A 21,271-nucleotide genomic window follows, 5' to 3' on the forward strand; every position below is an offset into this window, starting at 1 on the left:
CCCGCCGAAGAACGTCTTCGGCACTTCGCTGTTTGCGGTCTCTGCCCGCGAGGGCCTTAAGTGGGCGGAAGCTATCACCAGCAGTGGCGCCGCACCTGGCGGCGCCTCAGAGGATGGTCCGACGCTAGTAGCGACGTTCCCGCGCTACCACCCCAGCTGGGCGTGGTGGGTAACGCGAGTGCCCGTCCTGCGCGAGTTCCTTACCTCAAACCTCGTCCTCGTGCTACGCCGCTGAACCCGATTCCCCGCAAAATGTATCCAATTCAAACGTTCGGGAACATTGTTTCCGAACACGGTCGTCGTGGGTAACAATAACTACAGCTGCACCATTGTTTGACCTACCATTTGCCCGAAATAACACAAAGGTTCTGGCTCCGATGCATGATCGGAGCCAGACCCTAGAGGCCCAAACAGCCTGAATTCAGTTACTCAAGCTGCCAGAAGCCAGCCTCTTCAGCAATCAGCTACCTGTTTTAGACTTAGCCAATCGCGGAAAGTAAGAAGATTAGGCGTTTTCCACGCGGGACTTCAAAGCATTGAACTCGTCCCACACCTCGGAAGGAACGCGGGAGCCCAAGAAGTGCAGCCACTCGGTATTGTCTTCCATGTCTCCAGCCCAGTCGGAAGCGTTGACGGACAGTGCCTCGCGAACATCTTCGATATCGAAGTCCAGGCCCTCGATGTCGATGTCCTCAGCGCGAGCGGTGTGGCCGACGACGGTCTCGACAGCCTCAGCCTTGCCCTCGATGCGATCGACAATCCATTTCAGAACGCGGGAGTTCTCACCGAAGCCCGGCCACAGGAAGCGGCCATCTTCGCCACGGCGGAACCAGTTGACCAGGAAGATGGACGGCATACGGTCGCCACCCTTTTCGCCCATGTCAATCCAGTGCTGCAGGTAGTCGCCAGCGTTGTAGCCGATGAACGGCAGCATAGCCATTGGGTCGTGGCGCAGTGCGCCGACCTTGCCCTCCGCAGCTGCAGTCTGGCCAGAAGCCAGCAGGGAGCCGATCATGGTGCCGTGGTTCCAGCTGAATGCCTGAGTAACCAGCGGGACAGTATCCGCGCGGCGGCCGCCGAACAGGATGGCATCAATCTTGACGCCCTTCCAGTCATCGAACTCTGGTGCAGCGGTTGGGCACTGGGTAATCGGGACGCAGTAGCGAGAGTTCGGGTGTGCCGCGTTGGTGGTGGACTCAGGGGTCCAGTCGTTGCCGAGCCAGTCGATGAGGTGGGCTGGAGCCTCGCCCATGTCCTCCCACCAGACATCGCCGTCGTCGGTCAGCGCGACGTTGGTGAAGATGGTGTTGCCCGGCTCCATGGTCTTCATAGCAATCGGGTTGGAATCGTAGTTGGTGCCCGGCGCCACACCGAAGAAGCCGTTCTCCGGGTTAACGGCGTACAGGCCGTCCTCGCGCAGGTGCATCCACGCGATGTCATCACCGACAACCTCTGCGGACCAGCCCGGGATGGTCGGGGTGATCATCGCGAGGTTAGTCTTGCCACAAGCAGACGGGAAAGCCGCCGCAACGTGGTAGTTCTTGCCCTCTGGGTTGGTCAGCTTCAGGATGAGCATGTGCTCAGCCATCCAGCCCTCTTCTTTGCCCATAACAGAAGCGATGCGCAGCGCGTAGCACTTCTTGGCCAAGATGGCGTTTCCGCCGTAACCGGAACCATAGGACCAGATTTCCTTGGTCTCTGGGAACTGGGTGATGTACTTGGTCTCGTTGCACGGCCAAGCCACATCCTCCTGGCCCTCCTCCAAAGGAGCGCCTACAGAGTGCAGAGCGTGCACGAAGTCGCCGTCCGCACCGATCTTCTTCAGGGCCTGTGCTCCCATGCGGGTCATGATGCGCATGGACAAAACGACGTACTCGGAGTCAGTCAGCTGCACACCCAGCTTTGGCTCTGGGTCGCTGATTGGCCCCATGCAGAAAGGAACGACGTACATGGTGCGGCCCTTCATGGAGCCGCGGAATGCCTCCGTCATCTCCTCCTTCATCGCCGCCGGCGGTGCCCAGTTGTTGGTAGGGCCCGCATCTTCCTCAGACTCAGTGCAGATGAAAGTGCGGGACTCCACACGCGCGACGTCGGAAGGGTTAGAGCGAGCCAAGTAGGAGTTCGGGCGCTTTTCCTCGTTCAGCTTGATGAGCGTGCCCTTTTCGACGAGCTCGCCTGCCAGACGATCTGCTTCTTCCTGGGAGCCGTCTACGAAGACCACGCGCTCCGGCTGGAAGAGTTCAACACTTTCGCTAATCCAAGAAATGAGCTTTTCGTTGCTCGTTGGCAACTCGCCGACGAGGCCTTTAATGGTGGCGGTCATCTAAGAATCTCCTAGTGGTCCGGTTCGTGAGGATTTTTACCGCCGAGGAACATCTACCGGGTTCTTGGCCGGAGCACACGTCCCCCACGGGTCTTTCACCACAAGATTAACCCCACGTCGCCGCGAATTAGGGTCAAAATTAGGCATTCAAAGCCAATATGGTTATAACCATGCCGTTCACCACAACTTAACCAAGCGTATGCCGTTGTGACATACAGCATACAGTCCCTCACCCCACCCCAATACGGGGCTGAAATGTTCAGAAGTGGGCGCAGCTTTGTCTGGAATAATCCACCCCTTCGAGACTCAACCCGGTTATATCCACCGCGTAAAGTTCCCTCCACCACCCAGCGAAAAGCGGCGCGGCACTTTGTTAGAGGCATAAGCACAGGGAACAATAAAGAGCAATGAATACTGCAGATAATCCTCAAAACTCCCCAGCCGGCGAAATGCCTCACGGCCGCCCGCTGCAGACCGACTTCAACGCTGAATTCGGAAACGACCTCGATTACCCACGCCTCGGCAACGTCACCTTCCGTCGCGGCACGCTCACTGACAACCAGAATGCCCTCTTCGAAGAGCACTGGCCACGCCTAGGAGCAATGCTTGCCGACGAACGCCTCGACATCGATTCCTGGTTCGGCCGCACCGGCGCTAAGACCATCGTCGAAATCGGGTCCGGCACCGGCACTTCCACCGCCGCTATGGCACCGCTCGAGCAGGACACCAACATCATCGCCGTCGAGCTCTACAAGCCGGGCCTAGCCAAGCTCCTAGGCTCTGTCGTTCGCAACGACATCGACAACATCCGCATGATCCGCGGCGACGGCATCGAGGTGATGGTCCGCATGTTTGCGCCAGAATCCTTGGACGGCATCCGTGTCTTCTTCCCTGACCCATGGCCGAAGGCCCGCCACCACAAGCGCCGCATCATCCAATCCGGCACCCTCAACCTTTTTGCCTCCCGCCTGAAAAAGGGCGGTGTTCTGCACGTCGCTACTGACCACGCAGGTTACGCCGAGTGGATAAACGAGCTTGTCGACGTCGAGCCCGCCCTCCGCTACAAAGGCTGGCCATGGCCCGAGTGCCCGCAGCTGACTGACCGCCAGCTCATCACCAAGTTCGAGGGCAAGGGCCTCGACAAAGACCACGTCATCACCGAGTACCTGTGGGAGAAGATCTAATGCAAGGTTCCTACCTACTCATCTGGGACGCCCCCAACATGGACATGGGGCTAGGCGCCATCCTCGGTGGCCGCCCAACTGCAGCGCACCGCCCGCGTTTTGATGCCATCGGCCGCTGGCTCGTCGATATCGCTCTGCAGAACGACGCCCAGCCAGAAGCTGCCGTCTTCACCAACGTCACCCCCGGCGGCGCTGATGTCATCCGCCCATGGGTCGAGGCGATCCGTAATGTCGGTTTCGCAGTCTTTGCCAAGCCGAAACTGCATGAGGACGACGATGTCGATCCAGACATGGTGGATTACATCCAAGCCAACCGCGACAAACTCGAAGGCGTCATCGTCGCCTCCGCCGACGGCCAGAATTTCCAGTCCCTCCTCGAAGAAATCGCAGCCGAGGGCAAGCCCGTCTGCGTTCTCGGCTTCCACGAGCATGCCTCCTGGGCCGTGACACACGATGACATCGAATTCGTCGACCTCGAGGACATCGAAGGCGTCTTCCGCGAGCCACTGCCGCGCATCAACCTCGACAACCTGCCAGAAGGCGGCGCCTGGTTGCAACCATTCCGCCCGCTCACCGCCCTACTCAAGCCGCGTTAGGAGGACCATGTTCTACGCTTGGGGCCGCTTTTCCTATGCGCATCGCAAAGTCGTCCCGCTCGTCATTGTTGGTATCATCCTGCTCCTTTTCATCGGCTTCGGCACTCGCTTAGGCGAGCGCATGAGCCAGGAAGGCTGGGAGGACCCCGGCGCGGCGTCGACAAGCGCAGCCCGCATCGAACAGGAAACCTTCGGGCGCGACAACTCCGGCGATGTCATTTTGCTGTTTTCTGATCCTGATCAGAACTTTGCCGCAGCAAAAGACCACCTCGGACAGCTCAAGGCGCAGCACCCGCAGGAAATCGATGGAATCACCAGCTACTTCGATACCAAGAACCCAAACTTGGTCAATCGGGACCACAGCACTGCCTTTGCCGCCATCAGCCTCAAAGGCGACGGCGAACAGACGCTGAAGGACTTCCGCGCGATTGAAAGCGACCTCACCGCCACCGACATCCCGGTCAAAGTCGCTGGTGCTACCGCTGTGGCCGATGCTCTCGATGAGGGCATGGCCAACGACATCTCCCGCGCTGAAAAAGCAGCCCTTCCGTTGGTTGGTCTCCTACTGCTGATTGTCTTCGGCTCGGTTGTCGCTGCCTGCATGCCGCTTGTTGTAGGTGGCCTTTCTATCTTGGGCTCGCTGGGTATTTTGTCTGTGCTCGCTGGCTTCCAGCAGGTCAACGTCTTTGCCCAGGCCGTCGTAACGCTGCTCGGTTTGGGCCTTGCTATCGACTACGGCCTGTTCATGGTCTCCCGCTTCCGCGAGGAGCTGGATAAAGGCCTCTCGACCCCCGATGCCGTTGCCACCACGACCGCCACAGCCGGCCAAACCGTGGTCTTTTCCGCGGGCATGGTGACCGTGGCGTTGTCTGGTCTTTTCCTGTTCCCGCAGGCCTTCCTGAAGTCCGTGGCTTATGGCTCAATCTCTGCAGTTGGCCTGGCAGCGCTGTTGTCTGTGACCGTCTTGCCGGCGCTTTTCGGCCTGCTGGGCAAGCGCATCGACAAGTTCGCCGTACGCAAGACTTCTCGAAAGGCCCGCCGCTTAGAAGACACAGTGTGGTACAAGCTTCCTCGTTGGGCCATGCGCCATGCCAAGCTCATGACCGTGGCCATCTGCGGCCTGCTCATTGCCCTTACCTTGCCAGTTCTTGGTGTTAAGTTCGGCGGCATCAACGAGACCTACCTGCCGCCACAACATGAAACCCGCATGGCTCAGGACGAGTTCAATGAACAGTTCCCGTCCTTCCGCACTGAGCCGGTAAAGCTAGTGGTAACTAACGCCACCAATCAGCAGCTTGTCGACGTCGTCATGCAAGTACGCCAGCTCGAAGGCCTCACCAAGCCGATGGGCCCTGTTACTCCAACGAAGGACGGCACCACCGTCCTTGCCGCAGGTATCAAGGACCGTGATGACTACGCCCGTATCGTCCACGAACTCGAGCAGGTGGAAGCCCCTGAAGGCGTTGAGCTCTACGTGGGAGGCACTCCGGCCATGGAGGTTGAGTCTTTGGATGCCCTTTTCCACAAGCTGCCGTGGATGGCTCTCTACGTCGTACTGGCAACATTCGTGCTGATGTCTCTAGTTTTCGGCTCTTTCATCTTACCGATTAAGGCCATCTTGATGACGCTGCTCTCCCTCGGCGCAACGCTGGGCATTTTGACCCTGATGTTCGTCGACGGCTTGGGAGCGAGCGCCTTGAGCTTTACTGCCGGCCCACTGATGAGTCCAATTCTGGTGCTTATCATTGCCATCGTCTTCGGTCTTTCCACCGATTACGAGGTCTTCCTAGTCTCCCGCATGGTGGAGGCTCGCCGTCGTACGGACGGTGCCGATACAGATGAAGCCATCGCCATCGGCACTGCGCACACCGGAGGCATTATCACGGCTGCGGCTCTCATCATGATTGTGGTGGCAGGCGCTTTCGGCTTTTCCGACATCGTGATGATGAAGTACATCGCTTTCGGCATGATTTTTGCACTGCTTATCGACGCCACCATCGTCCGCATGCTGCTCGTCCCCGCCGTCATGCACTTGCTGCGGGAAGACAACTGGTGGGCGCCCCGCTTCATCCATCGCGCTTACGACAAGTTGGGTCACGGCCGCGAACCCGCCCCAGCTTCCAGCCAGCCAGCTTCGGTCTCTGCACCGTCTGCTGCCCAACCAACCGCTGCCGCGATGCCATCTAAAGACGAGGACGAAGGCCCCGAGCGCAGTGGCCGTTCCCTCGCGGAAGACTCTTCCCTCATCCCATTCAGCGAGCTCATGCAGCGCCTCCAAGCCGATAAGCGCACGGGAGAGCGATGAAGAAGAACTGGTTAACCTGGATTGTTTCGCTGCTCATCCTGATCGCACTCGGATGGTTCTTTCGTGGCCACCTGAGTTTTATCGCCGAGGGCCTAACACGCCTTCGGCATGCGGAGCCGCTACCAGTCGTGCTGGTTGTACTCTTCGCATTCGGGTCTATTGCCGGCATGGCAGAGGTCATGCGTCTGCTCATCAAGGCCGGCAAGATTGAGGTCCCGCTGCGGGAAACTTATGCAATTACGCTGGCCTCCAATTCCTGGTCCACCACCCTTCCCGCAGGACCGGCCTTCGCTGCGATCCTGACATTCCAGGTACAGCGCGGGTGGGGCGCATCGGTGGCATTGTGCAGCTATTTCCTGTTCCTGTCATCGATCATTTCCTCGATGTTCCTGTCTCTCATCGGCGTCGCCGGTGTGTTTTTCTTGAACGCGGATATGGCATTGGGGTCGTTGCTGACCACCATCGTCCTGATGCTGGCGGCAATGGGCGCTATCTTCTGGATTACATCCCACCCGGCAACCATTCAGCGCTGGCTAAACCACCAGCGAGTTCTCAAGGGTGCGAAGCTAGCGCGCGTCCGCAAGGAAGTAAACAACCTTGACGAGGTGCACTTGAGCCGCGGCCCGTTTGCGGTCATTTGTATCTCCTCGCTCTTGCACCGCCTGTGCGACATGCTCGCTTTGTGGGCCAGCGTGTGGGCCATTACTGGAGAAATTCCTTGGCTACGCGCTGCTGAAGACCACACAACGATGGCCGGCATCGCCCTCGCTTTCCTCGCCGCAAAGCTGGCGGGCTCGGCGCAGGTTACGCCGGGCGGTCTTGGAACGGTGGAGGCCGCCCTCATTGCGCCGCTGGTGGCTACGGGCCTGACTGCCGCACATGCCACCTCCGCAGCGATTATCTACCGCCTTATTTCCTTTGCTCTGGTCACTATCATTGGCTGGGTCATCTACTTTGTGCATTACGCCAGCAAGGGGCTGACCTACCAAGCGCTGAATCGAAAGGACACTTAAACACTCATGCGCACAGCACCGATTATCGACATCATCGCCCTCGCCATCTTCGCAGTTCTCGCCCGCATTGCGCATGGAGGGCTCTCCTTCAGTAGCTGGGTTGATGCATTCTGGCCGTGGACCGTCGGCGCTCTTCTCGGATGGGTTATCATCCTCGCTGCAAAAATCGGTGGTCGTTGGAAGGAAGGCCTCGTAGTTTGGCTTTCTGCTGTAATTGGCGGAATGGCTCTATGGATGCTGGTGAACGGCCGCCTTCCGCACTACAGCTTCCTTATCGTTGCAACCACGATGTCGGCACTGTTCTTCTTCGGCTGGCGCGGTATCGCCGCACTCGCTTCCCGCCGCCACTAGTTCCAGTTGCGGGGCCACCCCACGCCGTTTATGGTTTGGGCATGAAGTTGGGGGACTTACTCGGGGTACTTGCGCGCGGTATGCACGTGGTCTCATTATGTGCGGGCCACAACCGCAGCGAGTTGGTGGCGATGGGCGCCACCGAGTCTTTTGCGCAGTCCTTGTTGTCCTTGCATGAAATCTATTTTGGAAAGACTGCTTTCAGCGCCATGCAGCGCGCAGCGCGAAATACTTCGCACTCTTTGGAATCGCTGCGAGAGATTGAAAAGTACGTCGGCCGCGTTAGGGATAAGCGCAAAGCTTGGCGCCTACGAGAAGAACTGTGTGCCACCAGGGAGCGCGATATTGCCAAGGTGGCTGTCGCCCGCCTGAAAGAGCTAAGGAAGCCACCGCAGGTTGCCCGCGGGGTAAAGGTGCTACGGCGCGATAATGGCCCGCACAGTCTCGTCATTACTGACTCCCCGCGCGCTATTGCTGATTTATTCGGCACCATCAAAGCCACTGCTAAAGACCCCACTGCCGCCGCAACTGCGGCTGAAGAAGCTGCAGCCGGCCTCGACTTGCTCGGAGCAGTCCGCCAAGTATTTAGCGGCGCTGGCTCCAGCTCGCCACAGCTGCATGCGCACGTGATTGTGCGCTTGGAACAGCTAGATAAAATCGCCCGCGGTGACGGCGACGATATCCAGCTTCTGGCCACAGATGGCGGAACGCTAAGCGGCGCAGAGTTCATCCAGAAGCGTTTCGCAGACATCGGCTTCGTTACCCTCGTTCATCCAGAAATTGGCCCGGTTAACTTGTACCGCACGCGGCGTTTTGCGTCGGCAAAACAGCGCACCATGTTGGCGGCTGAGCATCCCACCTGCGCATGGCTGGGCTGCCGGCGCCCAGCCAACGAATGCCAATTCCATCACCTGGATAGATGGGAAGACGGCGGAATGACAAACATCGACAATTTGGTTCCGTTATGCCACTACCACAACGCCATCAACGATGATTCACCCGATAAACCCACCGGCCGCGGAAGAATGGCCCGCTTGAGAGGTCGAATATGTTGGTTGCCTCCCGGCGGTGGCAGACCAGTCGTAGTTCCCAGCCCTGCAATATAAACCCCGCTATACAAAAAGAGTCTTCCCACAAGTTGCCCTGTGGGAAGACTGCTTTCGGCTGCCAGAAAGGCTTCTGGCAAAAGTTCTTAGCTGGACATTGCTGCGCCATAGTTGAAAATCATAACGACGTAGTTGATGATTTCACCGACAATATCGAGTGCGCTAGACAGCAACATTTACTTTCTCCTTCATTTCTGAGGTCGTTTCATCCACCTTTATCGTCCGCTCCCCTTTAGGGCGTTACATCGGCGCGATGGTGTGCTTCTTAGGCAAGTCACTTTCGGTCTTCGTGGCCAGCTGTCGCAAAGCCTGACGCAAAGCCAAACGCGACTGGCTCGGCTCCACCATTGCATCCAAGTAGCCGCGCTCTGCAGCGACATAAGGAGCGGTCATGGTCTCGTCGTAGAAGTCCATAAACATCTTCTTCGTCATTGCACGCTGCTCCGGGGTCTCTGCAGCTTCGAGCTGCTTGCCTGCAATCATCACGACTGCGGCCGCAGAGCCCATCACAGCGATCTGCGCAGTCGGCCAGGCCAGGTTAATATCACCGGTCAGGTTCTTTGAACCCATAACCGCATAAGCGCCGCCATAAGCCTTTCGCACAATCAGCGATACCTTAGGCACCGTTGCCTCCACCACCGCGAATGCGAACTTAGCGCCGCGGTGGATGAGCCCCGCCTTTTCCTGCTCAACGCCCGGCAGGTAGCCCGGAGTATCAACGACGAAGACGAGCGGAATGTTATAAGCATCGCAAATACGGATAAAGCGCGCGCCCTTATCCGCAGCATCGGCATCGATACAACCGGCCAAATGCATCGGGTTATTGGCAACAAAACCGACAGCCTTGCCATCAATTCGGCCAAAGGCGGTAATCATGTTCGGCGCGTAGTTTTCTTGTAGCTCGATGATTTCTTCGTCATCACCTAGCTGCGCCAAAAGCTCCAACATGTCATAGCCCGCATTCGTGTCGTCAGGCATGAACTCATTGAGCTCTGGATCTTCGAGCTCCGAATCCTCGGGAGCTGCAAACTCCGGCGCCTCATCGAAACAAGTCAGCGGCAGATGGTCCAGCAAGTCTCGTACCAAATCGAAAGCATCGTCTTCAGAGGCAATCACAGCGCTAACGTTTCCGTTTAGCTCCTGCTGGCGCGCAGAACCAAGGTCATGGGAAGTAATCTCCTCACCCGTGACCTCCTTGATGACGTTAGGGCCGGTCACATACATCTCGGCCTCACCATCGACTGCGATAACGAAGTCAGTAGTAACCGGGGCGTACACAGCACCGCCAGCAGACTTACCCATCATGATGGAAATCTGCGGGCTACGACCACTAAGTGGCAGCTGGCGACGCGCAATTTCCGAATACATCGCCAGCGAAGTCACCGCATCCTGAATACGCGCGCCGCCGGAGTCCTGAATACCGATTACTGGGCAGCCGATCTTGATGGCCATGTCCATAATCTCGGTAACCTTCTTACCGAAGATAACGCCAACCGAGCCGCCATAAACCGTCTTATCGTGCGCATAGATGCACACTGGGCGGCCATTCACGCGGCCATAACCGGTGACAACGCCGTCCGAGTAAATCGCGTCCGGGTCACCCGGGGTCTTTGCCAAGGCACCCGTTTCAACGAAAGAACCTTCGTCGAGCAGCGCATTAATACGCTGACGCGGGGTTGAGCGGCCGGCGTCATCGCGGCGCTTGCGGGAGCGCTCGCTGCCTGGGTCCTGCGCGCGCTCCAGGCGCTGGCGCAGGTCTTCCAGCTTATGAGCAGTAGTAGTCACTACCGAATCTTCTCCTCGATCCAATCATTGATGTGCTTGCCCACGATACCGATAGCCGGCTCATCAGGAACTGCTAGGTGATCGCCCTGCAGCTGCACGATTTCCAGATCCTCAACGATAGCGCCCCAGCCACCATCCGGGTTAATCTCGGCATACCGCGGTTCGAGTTCAATGGCACCTTCATGCATGCGCTCCGAGCGGAACAAAATCACCGGGACGTCAACAACAGCCCAACGCTGCATATCCAACTTGCCCAGAATCTGATTGTCCACGAAGGACGCGCGCTGATGCTCCAAGACACCAGCAGCCAAGCCGTGCTCAGATGCATCGGTGTTAGACAGGAACTCTGCGAGCATGGTCATCAAGGCATCCTCGCCCATGGTCTCGAGCATCTCGTATGGCGGCTCGAAGTCTAGGCCATAAGTTTTCTTTGCGAAGGCAGCGTAACGAGCCCACCGCGCCTTAGTCTCCTCGAGAGTATCCGGAGCAGGATCTGAAGGCTGAGTGGTATCGAGCAACGCGATGAAAGCAACCTCTGCGCTTTCCTCACCGCGCTTTGTGCGGTCCGCTAGCTGGTAGGCAACCTCATAGGCTAAAGCACCACCGAAGGACCAGCCGCCGAGAACTACCTTGCGGCCGCGGGCGTACTTGATGATGTCATCGATATAGGCAGTAGCGCGCTCCTCCAAAGAGCCTTCGATCCTTTCGACGCCGTAGACTGCGACATCACTTGGCAGACGACGCGCCAGTGGTTGGTAGACAACCGTCGTTCCGCCGGCAGGGTGGAACATAAAGACAGCGGGTCCCTCGGCTTCGCGGAGAACGCGGATGTTGCCTTCGACTTCGGTCTCCAGCCCCTCGCGAACAAGGTCCGCCAAAGGTTCGAGGGTCTCGGCATCGAGGACTTGCTGAGTTGTGACTTCAATGCCAGCACGCTCGCTCAGGCGCTGCGCGATATCCGCCGCTACAGATTCATCAATCTGCGGAAGCTGAGAGGTCACGCCCGCTGCTGCCTTGCCGGTAAAGGTTGCCCAGGTGCCAAAGACCATGCGCTCAGAGGCATCACGAGGGGCAACACCCACGCCTTCAGCGCTGTTTTCTGCATCGTGCTTGTCGACGCCGTCCTTTTCAGCGTCGGCTTCTACAGCGCCAACCTCCGCAGCGCTGGTCTCGGCAGCACCAGCAACAGACTTACCGGCGACGGCATCCTCGACCATGGTGATGACATCGGCGAGAGAGGCGTCGCGAAGCGCTTGCACCTGCATCGGTGGAATCTGGAAGTCATTTTCCACGCGATTCTTAATACGCATGCCCATCAACGAGTCCAGGCCTAGGTCGATCAGCGGCAACTCACGCGGCAGGTCAGAAACGTCGTAGCCCATTGACTCAGAGACGATCAGCGAAAGCCGCTCCTCCACCGTCTCCTTCGATGGGTCCCAACGCACAGCTTCTACGTCGCTGACGTCAGTAAAGGATGCCGGTGCACTCGGTGCGGCAGGTTCGGCAATCGCAGCCACACCCGGAATGCCGGTTTCAGCCAAGTTCAATGCGGAAGCGAAACCCTCTGCAACCAGCTGCGTAGCCGGACCGTTCACAAAGTAAACCGCAATCGACAATCCGCCCAATGACTTCGACACCACAGTGGTTACCTCACCCTGCGGCGGCAAGTCACCGTGCTCCTCCGAAGCCACAATCTGTGCCCCCGGGGTAACTGCCTCAGCAGCAGCCTCCAAAATTGCCAGAGCAGAAGGAGCTTGGTCTGCATTCGTCGAGAACGCAACCTTGCCCTCCGGCAGGTTAACCCGCGCACCTGGCAAACCAGAGATGCCAGAAGAAGGACGGGCATTCGTCCAGAAGCGCTGGCGCTTGAACTGGGTGTGAGGGGCGTCGACAAGCGCGCCCGAACCAAAGACCGCCGTGTAGTCTACCGGTGCGCCAGCCACATACAGCTTCGCCAGAAGGTCCAACAAAGACTCCGTCGGATCGACCTTCCGCTTCAAGCTAAACAGCAACTGCGCATCAGACTTACCAACCGCAAAAGCAGTCGACATTAGCCCCATCAACGCAATCGGGTTCGGTGATATTTCCACAATCTGCGTATGTCCAGAGGCAAAAGCGGCTTCCGTAGCATCCTGCAGCATGACCGGCTGGCGAGTCATACGAATCCAGTAATCCTCATCGTGGACAAGGGCACCTGGGCGGTAGATTTCACCGCGATCAACAGAGCTGTACAGCGTCGTGTGCAGCGGCCGTGGTTCGATACCAGCGATATCTGCATACAACTCGCCCAGAATTGGGTCCACAGCCGAGGTATGTCCTGCACCTTTCACGTTAAGAGCGCGTGCGAACTTTCCTTCTGCATCCAGCTTTTCCACCAAAGCGAGGACCTCAGGGCGCGGACCGCCAACAGTTGTCATACCAGGGCCGGTGTAGACGGCAGGTTCAATGTTGCCGTCAAGAGCTTCGATCTCGGCAGAAGTCAGCTCAACGACAGCCATTGCGCCCTGTTCTTCCTCACCGAGCGAGTTTTCACCTTCGCCCATCAAGCGGGAACGGTGAGCGGCGATAAGCATGGCGTCTTCTGCAGTGATACCGCCGGAAGCGTAGGCAGCGGCGATTTCGCCCATGGACATACCGATAACACCCGCCGGACGAACGCCGAAGGACGCAAGAAGGTCCGTCAAAGCAATCTGGATTGCGGTAATCGCTACCTGGGCGGTTTCAGTGTTATAGGTCTGGGCGTCGTCGGCAACGATGTCAAGGATGGACCACCCGGACTCGAATTCGACGATTCGGTCGAGTTCTTCCAAGCGTTCCTTAAACGCTGGAGAAATCTCGAGCACATCCTTAACCATCTTGCGGTGCTGGGAACCGAAGCCGGAGTAGATAAAGACGGGGCCTGGTACAGACGGGGAATCTGCGGAGGCGATGCCCATGGAGACCTTGCCGTCGGCTACCTGACGCAGACGCTTGACGACGTCCTCTTCACTGACGCCCGTCACCACTGCACGGGAGCGTGCATGGTTTCGGCGCGCAAGAGTGCGCGCGAGAGAAAGCAGGTCAGGATGTTCTTGCTCAATGTAGTCAGCGATCTGGCCTGCAGCAGCCTCGCGACGAGATGGAAGAAGACCGGAAATCGGCAGGGAGACTGGAGCGCCCTCGTCGATGTTGACCTGCGCTGCGGTCTCGGCAGTCAGGCCGCGGTAGTCGGTAAGAACGATGTGTGCGTTGGTGCCGCCGAAGCCGAAGCCAGAGACACCGGCGACCTTTTGGCCCGAGTATTCCGGCCACTCGCGGGGATCCTCGACGACTTCGAGGTGCTCGTTGTCGAAATCGATGTAGCGGTTTGGGGCGGAGAAGTTGATGCTTGGCGGGATGACGCCGTGGCGCATCGACTCGATGACCTTAATGAGGCCAACTACGCCGGCAGCGGATTCAGAGTGACCGATGTTCGACTTCGCAGAACCGAGAAGCATCGGCGCTGCCATTTCGCGCCCGGAACCGAGAACACGGCCAAGGGCGGTGGCCTCGATTGGGTCTCCGAGGATGGTGCCGGTGCCGTGTGCTTCGACGTAGTCGACTAGCTGCGGGTCAATACCAGCGTCGGCGTAGGCGCGCTCGAGGACGTCAACCTGCGCGTCTGGGTTCGGGGCGGTTAGTCCGTTGGAGTGGCCGTCGGAGTTAACGGCAGTGCCCTTGATGACGGCGAGGATGTTATCGCCATCGCGCTCAGCATCGGCGAGACGCTTGAGCACCAAAACGCCGGCGGCATCAGAGCGGACGATACCGTCGGCGTCGTCGGAGAAAGCGTGGATAGCGCTGGTCGGGGAGATAACTCCAAGTTCGCTAAAACCAGTCGAGGCATGCGGAGCAGCGAGGATATTAACGCCGCCGGCCAAAGCTACGTCAGAGGCACCTGTGCGCAGGTCATTGACGGCTTGGCTAACAGCGACCAGCGAGGAAGAGCATGCAGTGTCCACGTTGATGGAAGGGCCACGCAGGTCCAGTGCGTAGGAGATGCGGTTGGCCACCACTGCAGAAGAGGTGCCGGTCATGGCATAAGGGTGCATCTCTGCAGGGTCAGCGACGATGAGCATGCCGTAGTCATTGTTAGTCGAACCCATGTACACGCCCGTTGCAGTGCCGCGCAGCTGGTTGGCTGGAAGCCCTGCGTCCTCGAGCGCTTCCCAAGCTAGTTCAAGAAGAATGCGCTGCTGAGGGTCCATGTTCGCGGCTTCGAGGGGAGAAAGCCCAAAGAACTCCGCATCGAAGCTAGCAATGTCTTCGAGGTAACCACCATCGGTGTTCTGGTTAGCAATCTTTTCCGAGACCGTCGGCTCTGCGGCGTACTCCGACCAGCGGCCCATAGGTAGCGGGCCGGTTCCGGCACGGCCTTCGACCAACATGTCCCAGAACTCTTTGACGTTCTGTGCTCCGGGGAAACGGCCAGCTTCACCGATAATCGCGATATCGCCGCCAATGATGCCGGCATTGCGCGTGGAGGCGGCACCGCTGCTGGAATCGACCGCGGAGTTGCTCGAGGATGCTACGCCGTTGACCAGACGGTCAGCGAGCTGTGCGATAGTCGGGTATTCATAAGCGACAGTCGGTTCTAACTTCATCCCGAGTAGGTTCTCCAGCTCACCGGAGAGAACTACTGCATCGCGGGAGGACAACCCGAAGTTTTCTAGAGGCTTGCTATCAGTAATTTCCTCAGCGGATAGGCCGGTGGTTTGCGCGACCCAATTGCGTAGCCAGCCTCGTAGTTCTTCAACAGTCATCTAAATTAGCTTTCTATAAATGGGGAGTTTCCGCACAATTCTGCACAGCACTGGTTGCCGCATGCCTGCAATCTTTATCGCTTTATTGTCTCATTTTGTTAACTTCTGTCACGATAACAACTCACCTCTGCTATATGGCAGTGCAATACAGCAGAGGTGTAAAAGCGATTAGAGCGCCGCGTTAGCTCGCGAGGAAGTGCTTCTTCGCTACACGGCGTGCAATCTTCCCAGAAGAAGTGCGATTGATTTCATGCGCGCTAAACCAGCGAATGACCTCCGGTGTAATACCGTGTGCCTTCGAGACGGCGGTACGAATAACCTCAGTCGCTGCTTCATCGCCTGCAGAATCTGCATCATCAGCACGTTCGATCAGCAGCACTAGCTGCTCGGTACTGCCACCTTCCACAGAGAAGGCAGCGATGGAATCTGGTCGCACATGCGCCGAGGCCTCCTGGACGGTCGCCTCGATATCTTGCGGGTAGTGGTTTCGTCCCGCAACCACGATCAAGTCCTTCAAACGGCCCGTGATGTAGAGGTGACCATCCACGATGGTGGCAAGGTCGCCCGTGGCCATCCACTTGTCATCTTCCGGCGCCCCAACAACGCGGGAACCCTCCGGCAGGCGCGTGGCCAAAGTATTCCGGAAAGTAGAAGCTGTCTCGTCCTCGCGGCCTAGGTAACCAGCTGCCATGTTGTCGCCGTGCAGCCACAGCTCGCCGATCTGGGCGTCGGCAAGCTCAGCCTTGGTTTCTGGGTCCACGATCGTCAGATACTGAGCAGGCATGCCCTGACCATTTGATGCAAAAGCCACCGTCTGATCGGACTTAGCCTCCACAACGGCCTTGCCTGCCGTCAACTGCTCACGGTTGAAGTGCGTGATGAGCGGGCGCTCGCCTTCCTGCGGAGTAGCCACCATCAACGCTGCCTCTGCCAAACCATAGGAAGGACGCATAGCCTCGCGCTTGAGACCGTACTTGCTAAAGACCTCCCAGAAGTTATCAACTGCAGTCTCTGTTACAGGTTCGGAGCCGATGATAATGCCATCGATATGCGATAGATCAATATCCTCACCCGCAACCGGTGCGCCATAACGAGCAGCTAGCTCCAGAGCAAAGTTCGGAACCACGGCATAGATTCCTGCGAAGTTCTCATCGCCTGGCTGGCGGCTAATCTGGCGTACCCAACGCTTCGGCTGCTGCACAAAGTCACGCGGTGTCATCATCTCGAAGTTCAAGCCCAAAATGGTGGCGAAAGAAGCCAAAATAATGCCCATATCGTGATGCAACGGCAGCCAGGAAACGATGCGCGGCGGCATCTTAATGTGTACCGCAGCAAAAATCTGCAGTACGTTCGTCAAAATCGAGCGGTTAGTCAGCAACACGCCCGCTGGAGTGCGGGTAGAGCCGGAGGTGTACTGGAGGAAAGCGGGAGCGTCGACGGGCGCTGCTGCGCCCTCACCGGCGCCTTGCTCAACTGGATTCTTCCACGAAGCCGCGAGCGAATCCGGCAGAGAATCGATGGAAATCACGCGTGGGCGCTGCGCCGACGGCAAGTCTGCGAAGTAGCGGCGAACTGCGGCTGCAGAAACATTGTTGGTCAGAACAATCGAAGGATTCGAATCACCAAAGACTGCGCGCAGGTGCTCGGAGTGCCCCGGCTCGTTCGGATCATAGAGTGGCAGCGGCGTCATTCCCGCATACATCGCGCCCATAAAGCCAAACAGATACTCAGGAGAGTTTCCGGCAAGAATAGCCACGCGGTCCCCTACTGCGCCGACCTGCTGCAGGCGCGCGGCCACAACCTTGATTCGCTTGTTTACCTCTGAGCGGGTGAAATCGCGCGGAGCACCAGCTGGGTCATCATCAAAGAGCCACTGGCGCAAAACCGGGCGATCAGGAACTCCTGATTGTTGTTCCATTTCAAAGACGTACTCACAAAGCCCCGGCAGGGTCAAGTGAGGCGGCAGAACAATGCGACCATTCCCGTCAAAGAACTGGCCAATCAATGCTTGGAGGTCCATCTAATCTCCTTTTGGGCTTAGATTGTTTACTTTTGACATTAAAAATATCATCTCGGAGACGCACAGCGTTACATAACATGACCGTTTTAAGTTTGAACGGAGTTAGGTGCGGTCGATAATTTCCCGCGCCCAGCCGACGACCCATTGATTGGCAGTCGTGCCCGGAATCACGTTCGGGTTGGTGGCATACATCGCGTGCACACCGTTTGCTTCAATGAGCCCGCGTGCGCGCTCAAGGCCGTTTGGGCCATCGAGTGGGGCATCGCAGATAGAGTCATCAGGTGCACAAATCTGGAAGGTGCGATCTGCCAAGGAGCCGAAGCCATTTGCACGCGGCCCGCGCATGGATGCTCCAGGAACGATGCCTTGGATGAGCATGCCAACCGGCTGCAGTGCAATCTCTGCACCGACACCAGCAACGGGCACGCCGGGGTTCTGGCCTACGCCTGCTTGGCGACGCCCATCTGCCACCAACGCAACGCCCGAAACAGCCTCGGCTGGGATTGGGCCATTGCCACCACCGATGCGGTCTGCGACGTCGCCCGCAATGACAGCGCCCTGAGAGAAACCGGCGATGATGAACTTGGTGGCTGGGCAGTTCTCGTGCATGGTGGTCAGCTCGCCCTCGAGGCGAGAGGTACCCTCATCACGGGATTCGTCGTAGCTCATCTCCTGTTGAGCGTTGATGTTTTTAAACTGCGCGGTATAAGGCAGCGTCCAGACCTTTACGTCTTCAGGAACGTAGGCCTCCTTCAGCGGGTTGCTGATGGAAAGCATGAAGGACTTGGGGTTGGCGGTCGGGTTGATAGGGTCATCATCGGCCTTAGATTCCCAAGTGCCAGGGGCAGAAATCACTTCGAAGCGCGGGCACCAATCCGGCTGGGCAGGGGCCTCGACTCCCCCGCCCTGCTCGGTGGGCACCGGCTCACTCAGGTTGTTGGATTCTCCTGCCTTGTTGGCGTTTAAGAAGTGAACCGCTCCCGCGCCGATGACAGCTAATACGACGAGGACGGCAACAACCGTGAGTGTTTTTCGCATAAATTTCTACCTTATTTAGCACACAGGGTGCCGCGCGCTTGGTCCGTGAGGACAGCGGTTAGCTCCTCATGTGACAAAGGTGCGCGGCCCTGCTCGATGAGCTGACCTGCAACAGCGGGGATGGTTACGGCATCGCCTTCGTTGCACGCAGCTTGGCCTGCACCGATGATTTGATCTTCTGCACCTTCTGTTTTTACTCCAGCTTTCTGAACTGCAGCTAGGAAATCTTGCTCAGGTCCCTGAGTCCGGCTAGGCGAAGGGATAGCGGAGATTTCCCGGGCGCCACGGTCTTCAGGCTCATCGCTTGCCGAAGCAGCGCTGGATTCTGAAGAGGACTTTTCGTCCGAAGAATCCGCCGACTGCGAGCTAGATTCAGAAGCGCTCGCAGAAGCACTTTCAGAAGCACTTGCAGGCTGCGAAGAACGCTCGAGCGGGGCGACTTTCGTCTGTTCGGGAGAGTTTTCGCTTTCAACCGTTGCGGAACCACAGGCACTGAGGCCGAGTGCTGCAGCCATAAAGGCTGCGCACATTACAGGAACCCGGAAGGAGGTACGCATGATTACTTCTTTTCCGCCTGAACGCTGCCCATGATTTCGCGGATCTCACCGTGCTGGAAGGTCTGGGAGATGCCGCCGGCTGCGATCTGGTTGTAGTCACTGGTTGGCCAGCCGAACTCGCCTTGCTCGAAACCGCGCTTGCCCCACTCGTCCATGATTGGGCCGTACAGAATGTAGTGCGCACCGGATTCAGCGGACCAGTAGATGTTGCCGTGCTCGAATTCTTGGAAGAAGCCCCCCTTGATTGGCTTTTCGCCACCCTTCGGGAAGCCCAGCGAGGAGGACGGGCCGCCCAGCTCCTTGTACTTGGCACCGATGGCACCGTGGACGATGGAGTGGGACTCATCCGGGTTACGGGTCAGAACGCCATTCTGGAAGTCCTGTGCGAAGCCCTCGCCGACCTTAGTGACTGGGCCGGTTGGGTACTTCAGGTCGCCGCCTTCGAAGCCATTCTTGCCCCATGCCTCAACCATGTCACCTGGAATAGCCCAAGCGCCGGTTTCTGCGGTCCAGTAGATGGAGCCGTGCTGGAAGTGAACGAAGCGACCCTTGCCGTCTGGGGTCTTGGTCTCGCCGGTGGTTGGGAAGCCCAGCCAGGAGGTCGGGCCGCCGCTTTCTGCGTAACGTGCGCCGATGCGACCGAAGATGGCGTGTGCACCAGTCTCTGGGGACCAGTAAGCGGTACCCGCCTGGAAATCCTCGGCCTTACCGCCGGCGACGTCGTACTCATTGTTCAGGCAGGAGCCTAGGATGCCGGACTTGGTTGCCTCTGCGATAGCTCCAACCGGGGTGCAATCTGCGCCGCGGTCTTCCTTAGCGATGCCGAGGGCGTCGGCCATGACTGGCCAAGCCTCGCGCATTTCGAACTGCCAGTATTCCCAGCTGTGAACGCCAGATGGGCGGAAGCGGGAAACAACTGGCACACCGGCGCGCTTCGCGTAATCGACGAAGGTCTGGGTAGACATACGGGAGATGACCTCGAGGCCAACGCCAGCAGCATTTGCAGGGCCCTTTGCCACGGAGCTCAGATTGCCGTAGTCGTCCTTACCGGAGCCGGCGGAGACGTAGACCTTCATGTCCTTGAGTGCTTCGATGCCCAGCTTCGGATCATGGTCGATCCAATCCTGAGAGTAGTGCGGACCCCACATGTTGGTAGAGGTGTATCCGCCGGCGTCCATCTGGGCTGCGGCGATAGCCTCAGGCATGCCCTGCGTGGTGGTGTCCAGGTAGCCAGAGAAGGAACCAACGAACTGGAACAGGTGCGGGTTTCGCTCCGCCAAGTTCATAGCCGCGGTACCGCCCATGGAGATGCCGGTAACGGCGCGCTTCTGGTTGGAACGATAAGCCTTATCGAGAATCGGGACGAGCTCCCTAGTCAGGAAGGTCTCCCACTTGTAGTTGCGGCCATTGTCCGGCTTCTGCCAGTCAGAGTAGAAAGAGGACTCGCCGCCCACCGGCATGATGAGGTTGACGTTGCGCTCAGCGAACTGAGTCTCGATGTCGGTCTCGATGGTCCAGCCGGACTCGTCATCGCGTGCGCGCAGGCCGTCGAGTGCCCATACCTCTGGGAACTTCTTATCCGGGCTGGAGTACCAGTCACGAGCAAGCTGGATCTGGACAACCTGCTCCTTGTCCGGCATCGCTGCGGACTTGATGTAGACGCGCAGGTTGCGGTTGGTCAGGTATTCCACGCGGGAAATATCGACGCCTTCCGGAAGACCCTCAACCTCTGGGTACTCGGTCTGAATCGGAGTACGCTCCGGCGGGGTGCCAGGAGCGAAAGCATCGGATAGGTTGGAGCTACCCAGGTTCTGTGTCAAAGAACCAAGGGAGGACTGAGCCGTTGCATTCGGCAGGAGAGACAGGCCCACCGCTACAGCAGTAGGCAAAGCTGCGATGGCCAGACCCTTACGAGCCTTGGTCGGGGAACCTGGAGAGCGCAGGCTGGATGCAGACGCATTTTTACGCATAGATGAGTCCTTGTATGAAGTCGAGGTTTTAATGTCGAGGTAGCGGACTAGGCGTGGTTTCCGAAGGTTCCCCTCCTCCGGACTTTCCTCATCTAGGCCGCGAAGTGCTGTCTATTGTGTGCTCAAGTTTAAGTTGAACTTGAGACTTTTCATAGAGGAACACGCCCAAAACACAAAACCGGCCGCAGGAAAACCTGCGGCCGGTTAAGAACCCATCTAGGACAATTCGCCGGAGCGATTCC

Annotated in this window: 13 protein-coding genes and 1 pseudogene; 7 read left to right on the forward strand and 7 right to left on the reverse strand. The window is 58.2% G+C overall.

Features of this window, described 5'->3' with window-relative positions; genetic code table 11:
• Positions 1–235: pseudogene (locus HMPREF2888_RS12735) on the forward strand (hypothetical protein); the annotation flags it as partial.
• A gap of 270 nt (positions 236–505) precedes the next feature.
• Here the strand turns inward: HMPREF2888_RS12735 and HMPREF2888_RS07270 are convergent.
• Entirely contained in the window at positions 506–2,323 is a 1,818-nt protein-coding gene (locus tag HMPREF2888_RS07270) for a phosphoenolpyruvate carboxykinase (GTP) (RefSeq protein WP_061925000.1), read from the reverse strand.
• Between the two features lie 407 nt (positions 2,324–2,730).
• Here HMPREF2888_RS07270 and trmB point away from each other — a divergent pair, with 407 nt between their 5' ends.
• From trmB to HMPREF2888_RS07300, 6 genes are read left to right on the forward strand one after another with little or no spacing between them, the layout of a single operon-like run.
• Complete coding sequence (gene trmB / locus HMPREF2888_RS07275) at positions 2,731–3,507, forward strand: tRNA (guanosine(46)-N7)-methyltransferase TrmB (protein WP_061925002.1); 777 nt, start codon at positions 2,731–2,733, stop codon at positions 3,505–3,507.
• A complete protein-coding gene (locus HMPREF2888_RS07280; protein WP_061925006.1) occupies positions 3,507–4,103 on the forward strand; it encodes an NYN domain-containing protein in 597 nt (198 codons plus the stop codon). Before trmB ends, HMPREF2888_RS07280 begins: the two co-directional genes overlap by 1 nt.
• A gap of 7 nt (positions 4,104–4,110) precedes the next feature.
• Positions 4,111–6,408 (forward strand): MMPL family transporter, encoded by a 2,298-nt coding sequence (locus HMPREF2888_RS07285; RefSeq protein ID WP_061925008.1) that lies wholly within the window; start codon positions 4,111–4,113, stop codon positions 6,406–6,408.
• On the forward strand, positions 6,405–7,421 hold the full coding sequence (locus HMPREF2888_RS07290; protein ID WP_061925011.1) for a lysylphosphatidylglycerol synthase transmembrane domain-containing protein: 1,017 nt from the start codon (positions 6,405–6,407) through the stop codon (positions 7,419–7,421). Before HMPREF2888_RS07285 ends, HMPREF2888_RS07290 begins: the two co-directional genes overlap by 4 nt.
• A gap of 6 nt (positions 7,422–7,427) precedes the next feature.
• Positions 7,428–7,772, forward strand: a complete 345-nt coding sequence (locus tag HMPREF2888_RS07295) for a DUF3054 domain-containing protein (RefSeq protein ID WP_061925014.1) — start codon at positions 7,428–7,430, stop codon at positions 7,770–7,772.
• 41 nt (positions 7,773–7,813) lie between these two features.
• A complete protein-coding gene (locus tag HMPREF2888_RS07300; protein ID WP_061925021.1) occupies positions 7,814–8,878 on the forward strand; it encodes an HNH endonuclease signature motif containing protein in 1,065 nt (354 codons plus the stop codon).
• A gap of 240 nt (positions 8,879–9,118) precedes the next feature.
• Here the strand turns inward: HMPREF2888_RS07300 and HMPREF2888_RS07305 are convergent, their stop codons facing one another.
• The 6 genes from HMPREF2888_RS07305 to HMPREF2888_RS07330 form a co-directional block, all read right to left on the reverse strand.
• A complete protein-coding gene (locus tag HMPREF2888_RS07305; RefSeq protein WP_061925024.1) occupies positions 9,119–10,663 on the reverse strand; it encodes an acyl-CoA carboxylase subunit beta in 1,545 nt (514 codons plus the stop codon).
• Positions 10,663–15,444, reverse strand: a complete 4,782-nt coding sequence (locus tag HMPREF2888_RS07310; RefSeq protein ID WP_061925027.1) for a type I polyketide synthase — start codon at positions 15,442–15,444, stop codon at positions 10,663–10,665. The genes HMPREF2888_RS07305 and HMPREF2888_RS07310 overlap by 1 nt, the downstream gene beginning before the upstream one ends.
• Positions 15,445–15,625: 181 nt before the next feature.
• Positions 15,626–17,464 (reverse strand): FadD32-like long-chain-fatty-acid--AMP ligase, encoded by a 1,839-nt coding sequence (locus HMPREF2888_RS07315; RefSeq protein ID WP_061925030.1) that lies wholly within the window; start codon positions 17,462–17,464, stop codon positions 15,626–15,628.
• A gap of 102 nt (positions 17,465–17,566) precedes the next feature.
• Complete coding sequence (locus HMPREF2888_RS07320; RefSeq protein WP_061925032.1) at positions 17,567–18,502, reverse strand: cutinase family protein; 936 nt, start codon at positions 18,500–18,502, stop codon at positions 17,567–17,569.
• An 11-nt stretch (positions 18,503–18,513) separates the two neighbouring features.
• Positions 18,514–19,017 carry a DUF732 domain-containing protein gene (locus HMPREF2888_RS07325; protein WP_235591088.1) on the reverse strand — a complete coding sequence of 168 codons (504 nt, stop codon included), beginning with the start codon at positions 19,015–19,017 and terminating at the stop codon, positions 18,514–18,516.
• 44 nt (positions 19,018–19,061) lie between these two features.
• Complete coding sequence (locus HMPREF2888_RS07330; protein WP_061925038.1) at positions 19,062–21,029, reverse strand: alpha/beta hydrolase-fold protein; 1,968 nt, start codon at positions 21,027–21,029, stop codon at positions 19,062–19,064.
• Positions 21,030–21,271: the final 242 nt, after the last annotated feature.

It is taken from the genome of Corynebacterium sp. HMSC077D03 (assembly GCF_001808545.1).
In the GTDB taxonomy this organism is placed as follows: Bacteria; Actinomycetota; Actinomycetes; order Mycobacteriales; family Mycobacteriaceae; genus Corynebacterium; species Corynebacterium simulans.

Bases quoted from the DNA above. Each gene is read 5' to 3' on its own strand.
- HMPREF2888_RS07270 (WP_061925000.1), bottom strand. From the start codon at position 2,323: ATGACCGCCACCATTAAAGGCCTCGTCGGCGAGTTGCCAACGAGCAAC.
- trmB (WP_061925002.1), top strand. From the start codon at position 2,731: ATGAATACTGCAGATAATCCTCAAAACTCCCCAGCCGGCGAAATGCCT.
- HMPREF2888_RS07280 (WP_061925006.1), top strand. From the start codon at position 3,507: ATGCAAGGTTCCTACCTACTCATCTGGGACGCCCCCAACATGGACATG.
- HMPREF2888_RS07285 (WP_061925008.1), top strand. From the start codon at position 4,111: ATGTTCTACGCTTGGGGCCGCTTTTCCTATGCGCATCGCAAAGTCGTC.
- HMPREF2888_RS07290 (WP_061925011.1), top strand. From the start codon at position 6,405: ATGAAGAAGAACTGGTTAACCTGGATTGTTTCGCTGCTCATCCTGATC.
- HMPREF2888_RS07295 (WP_061925014.1), top strand. From the start codon at position 7,428: ATGCGCACAGCACCGATTATCGACATCATCGCCCTCGCCATCTTCGCA.
- HMPREF2888_RS07300 (WP_061925021.1), top strand. From the start codon at position 7,814: ATGAAGTTGGGGGACTTACTCGGGGTACTTGCGCGCGGTATGCACGTG.
- HMPREF2888_RS07310 (WP_061925027.1), bottom strand. From the start codon at position 15,444: ATGACTGTTGAAGAACTACGAGGCTGGCTACGCAATTGGGTCGCGCAA.
- HMPREF2888_RS07315 (WP_061925030.1), bottom strand. From the start codon at position 17,464: ATGGACCTCCAAGCATTGATTGGCCAGTTCTTTGACGGGAATGGTCGC.
- HMPREF2888_RS07320 (WP_061925032.1), bottom strand. From the start codon at position 18,502: ATGCGAAAAACACTCACGGTTGTTGCCGTCCTCGTCGTATTAGCTGTC.
- HMPREF2888_RS07325 (WP_235591088.1), bottom strand. From the start codon at position 19,017: ATGGCTGCAGCACTCGGCCTCAGTGCCTGTGGTTCCGCAACGGTTGAA.
- HMPREF2888_RS07330 (WP_061925038.1), bottom strand. From the start codon at position 21,029: ATGCGTAAAAATGCGTCTGCATCCAGCCTGCGCTCTCCAGGTTCCCCG.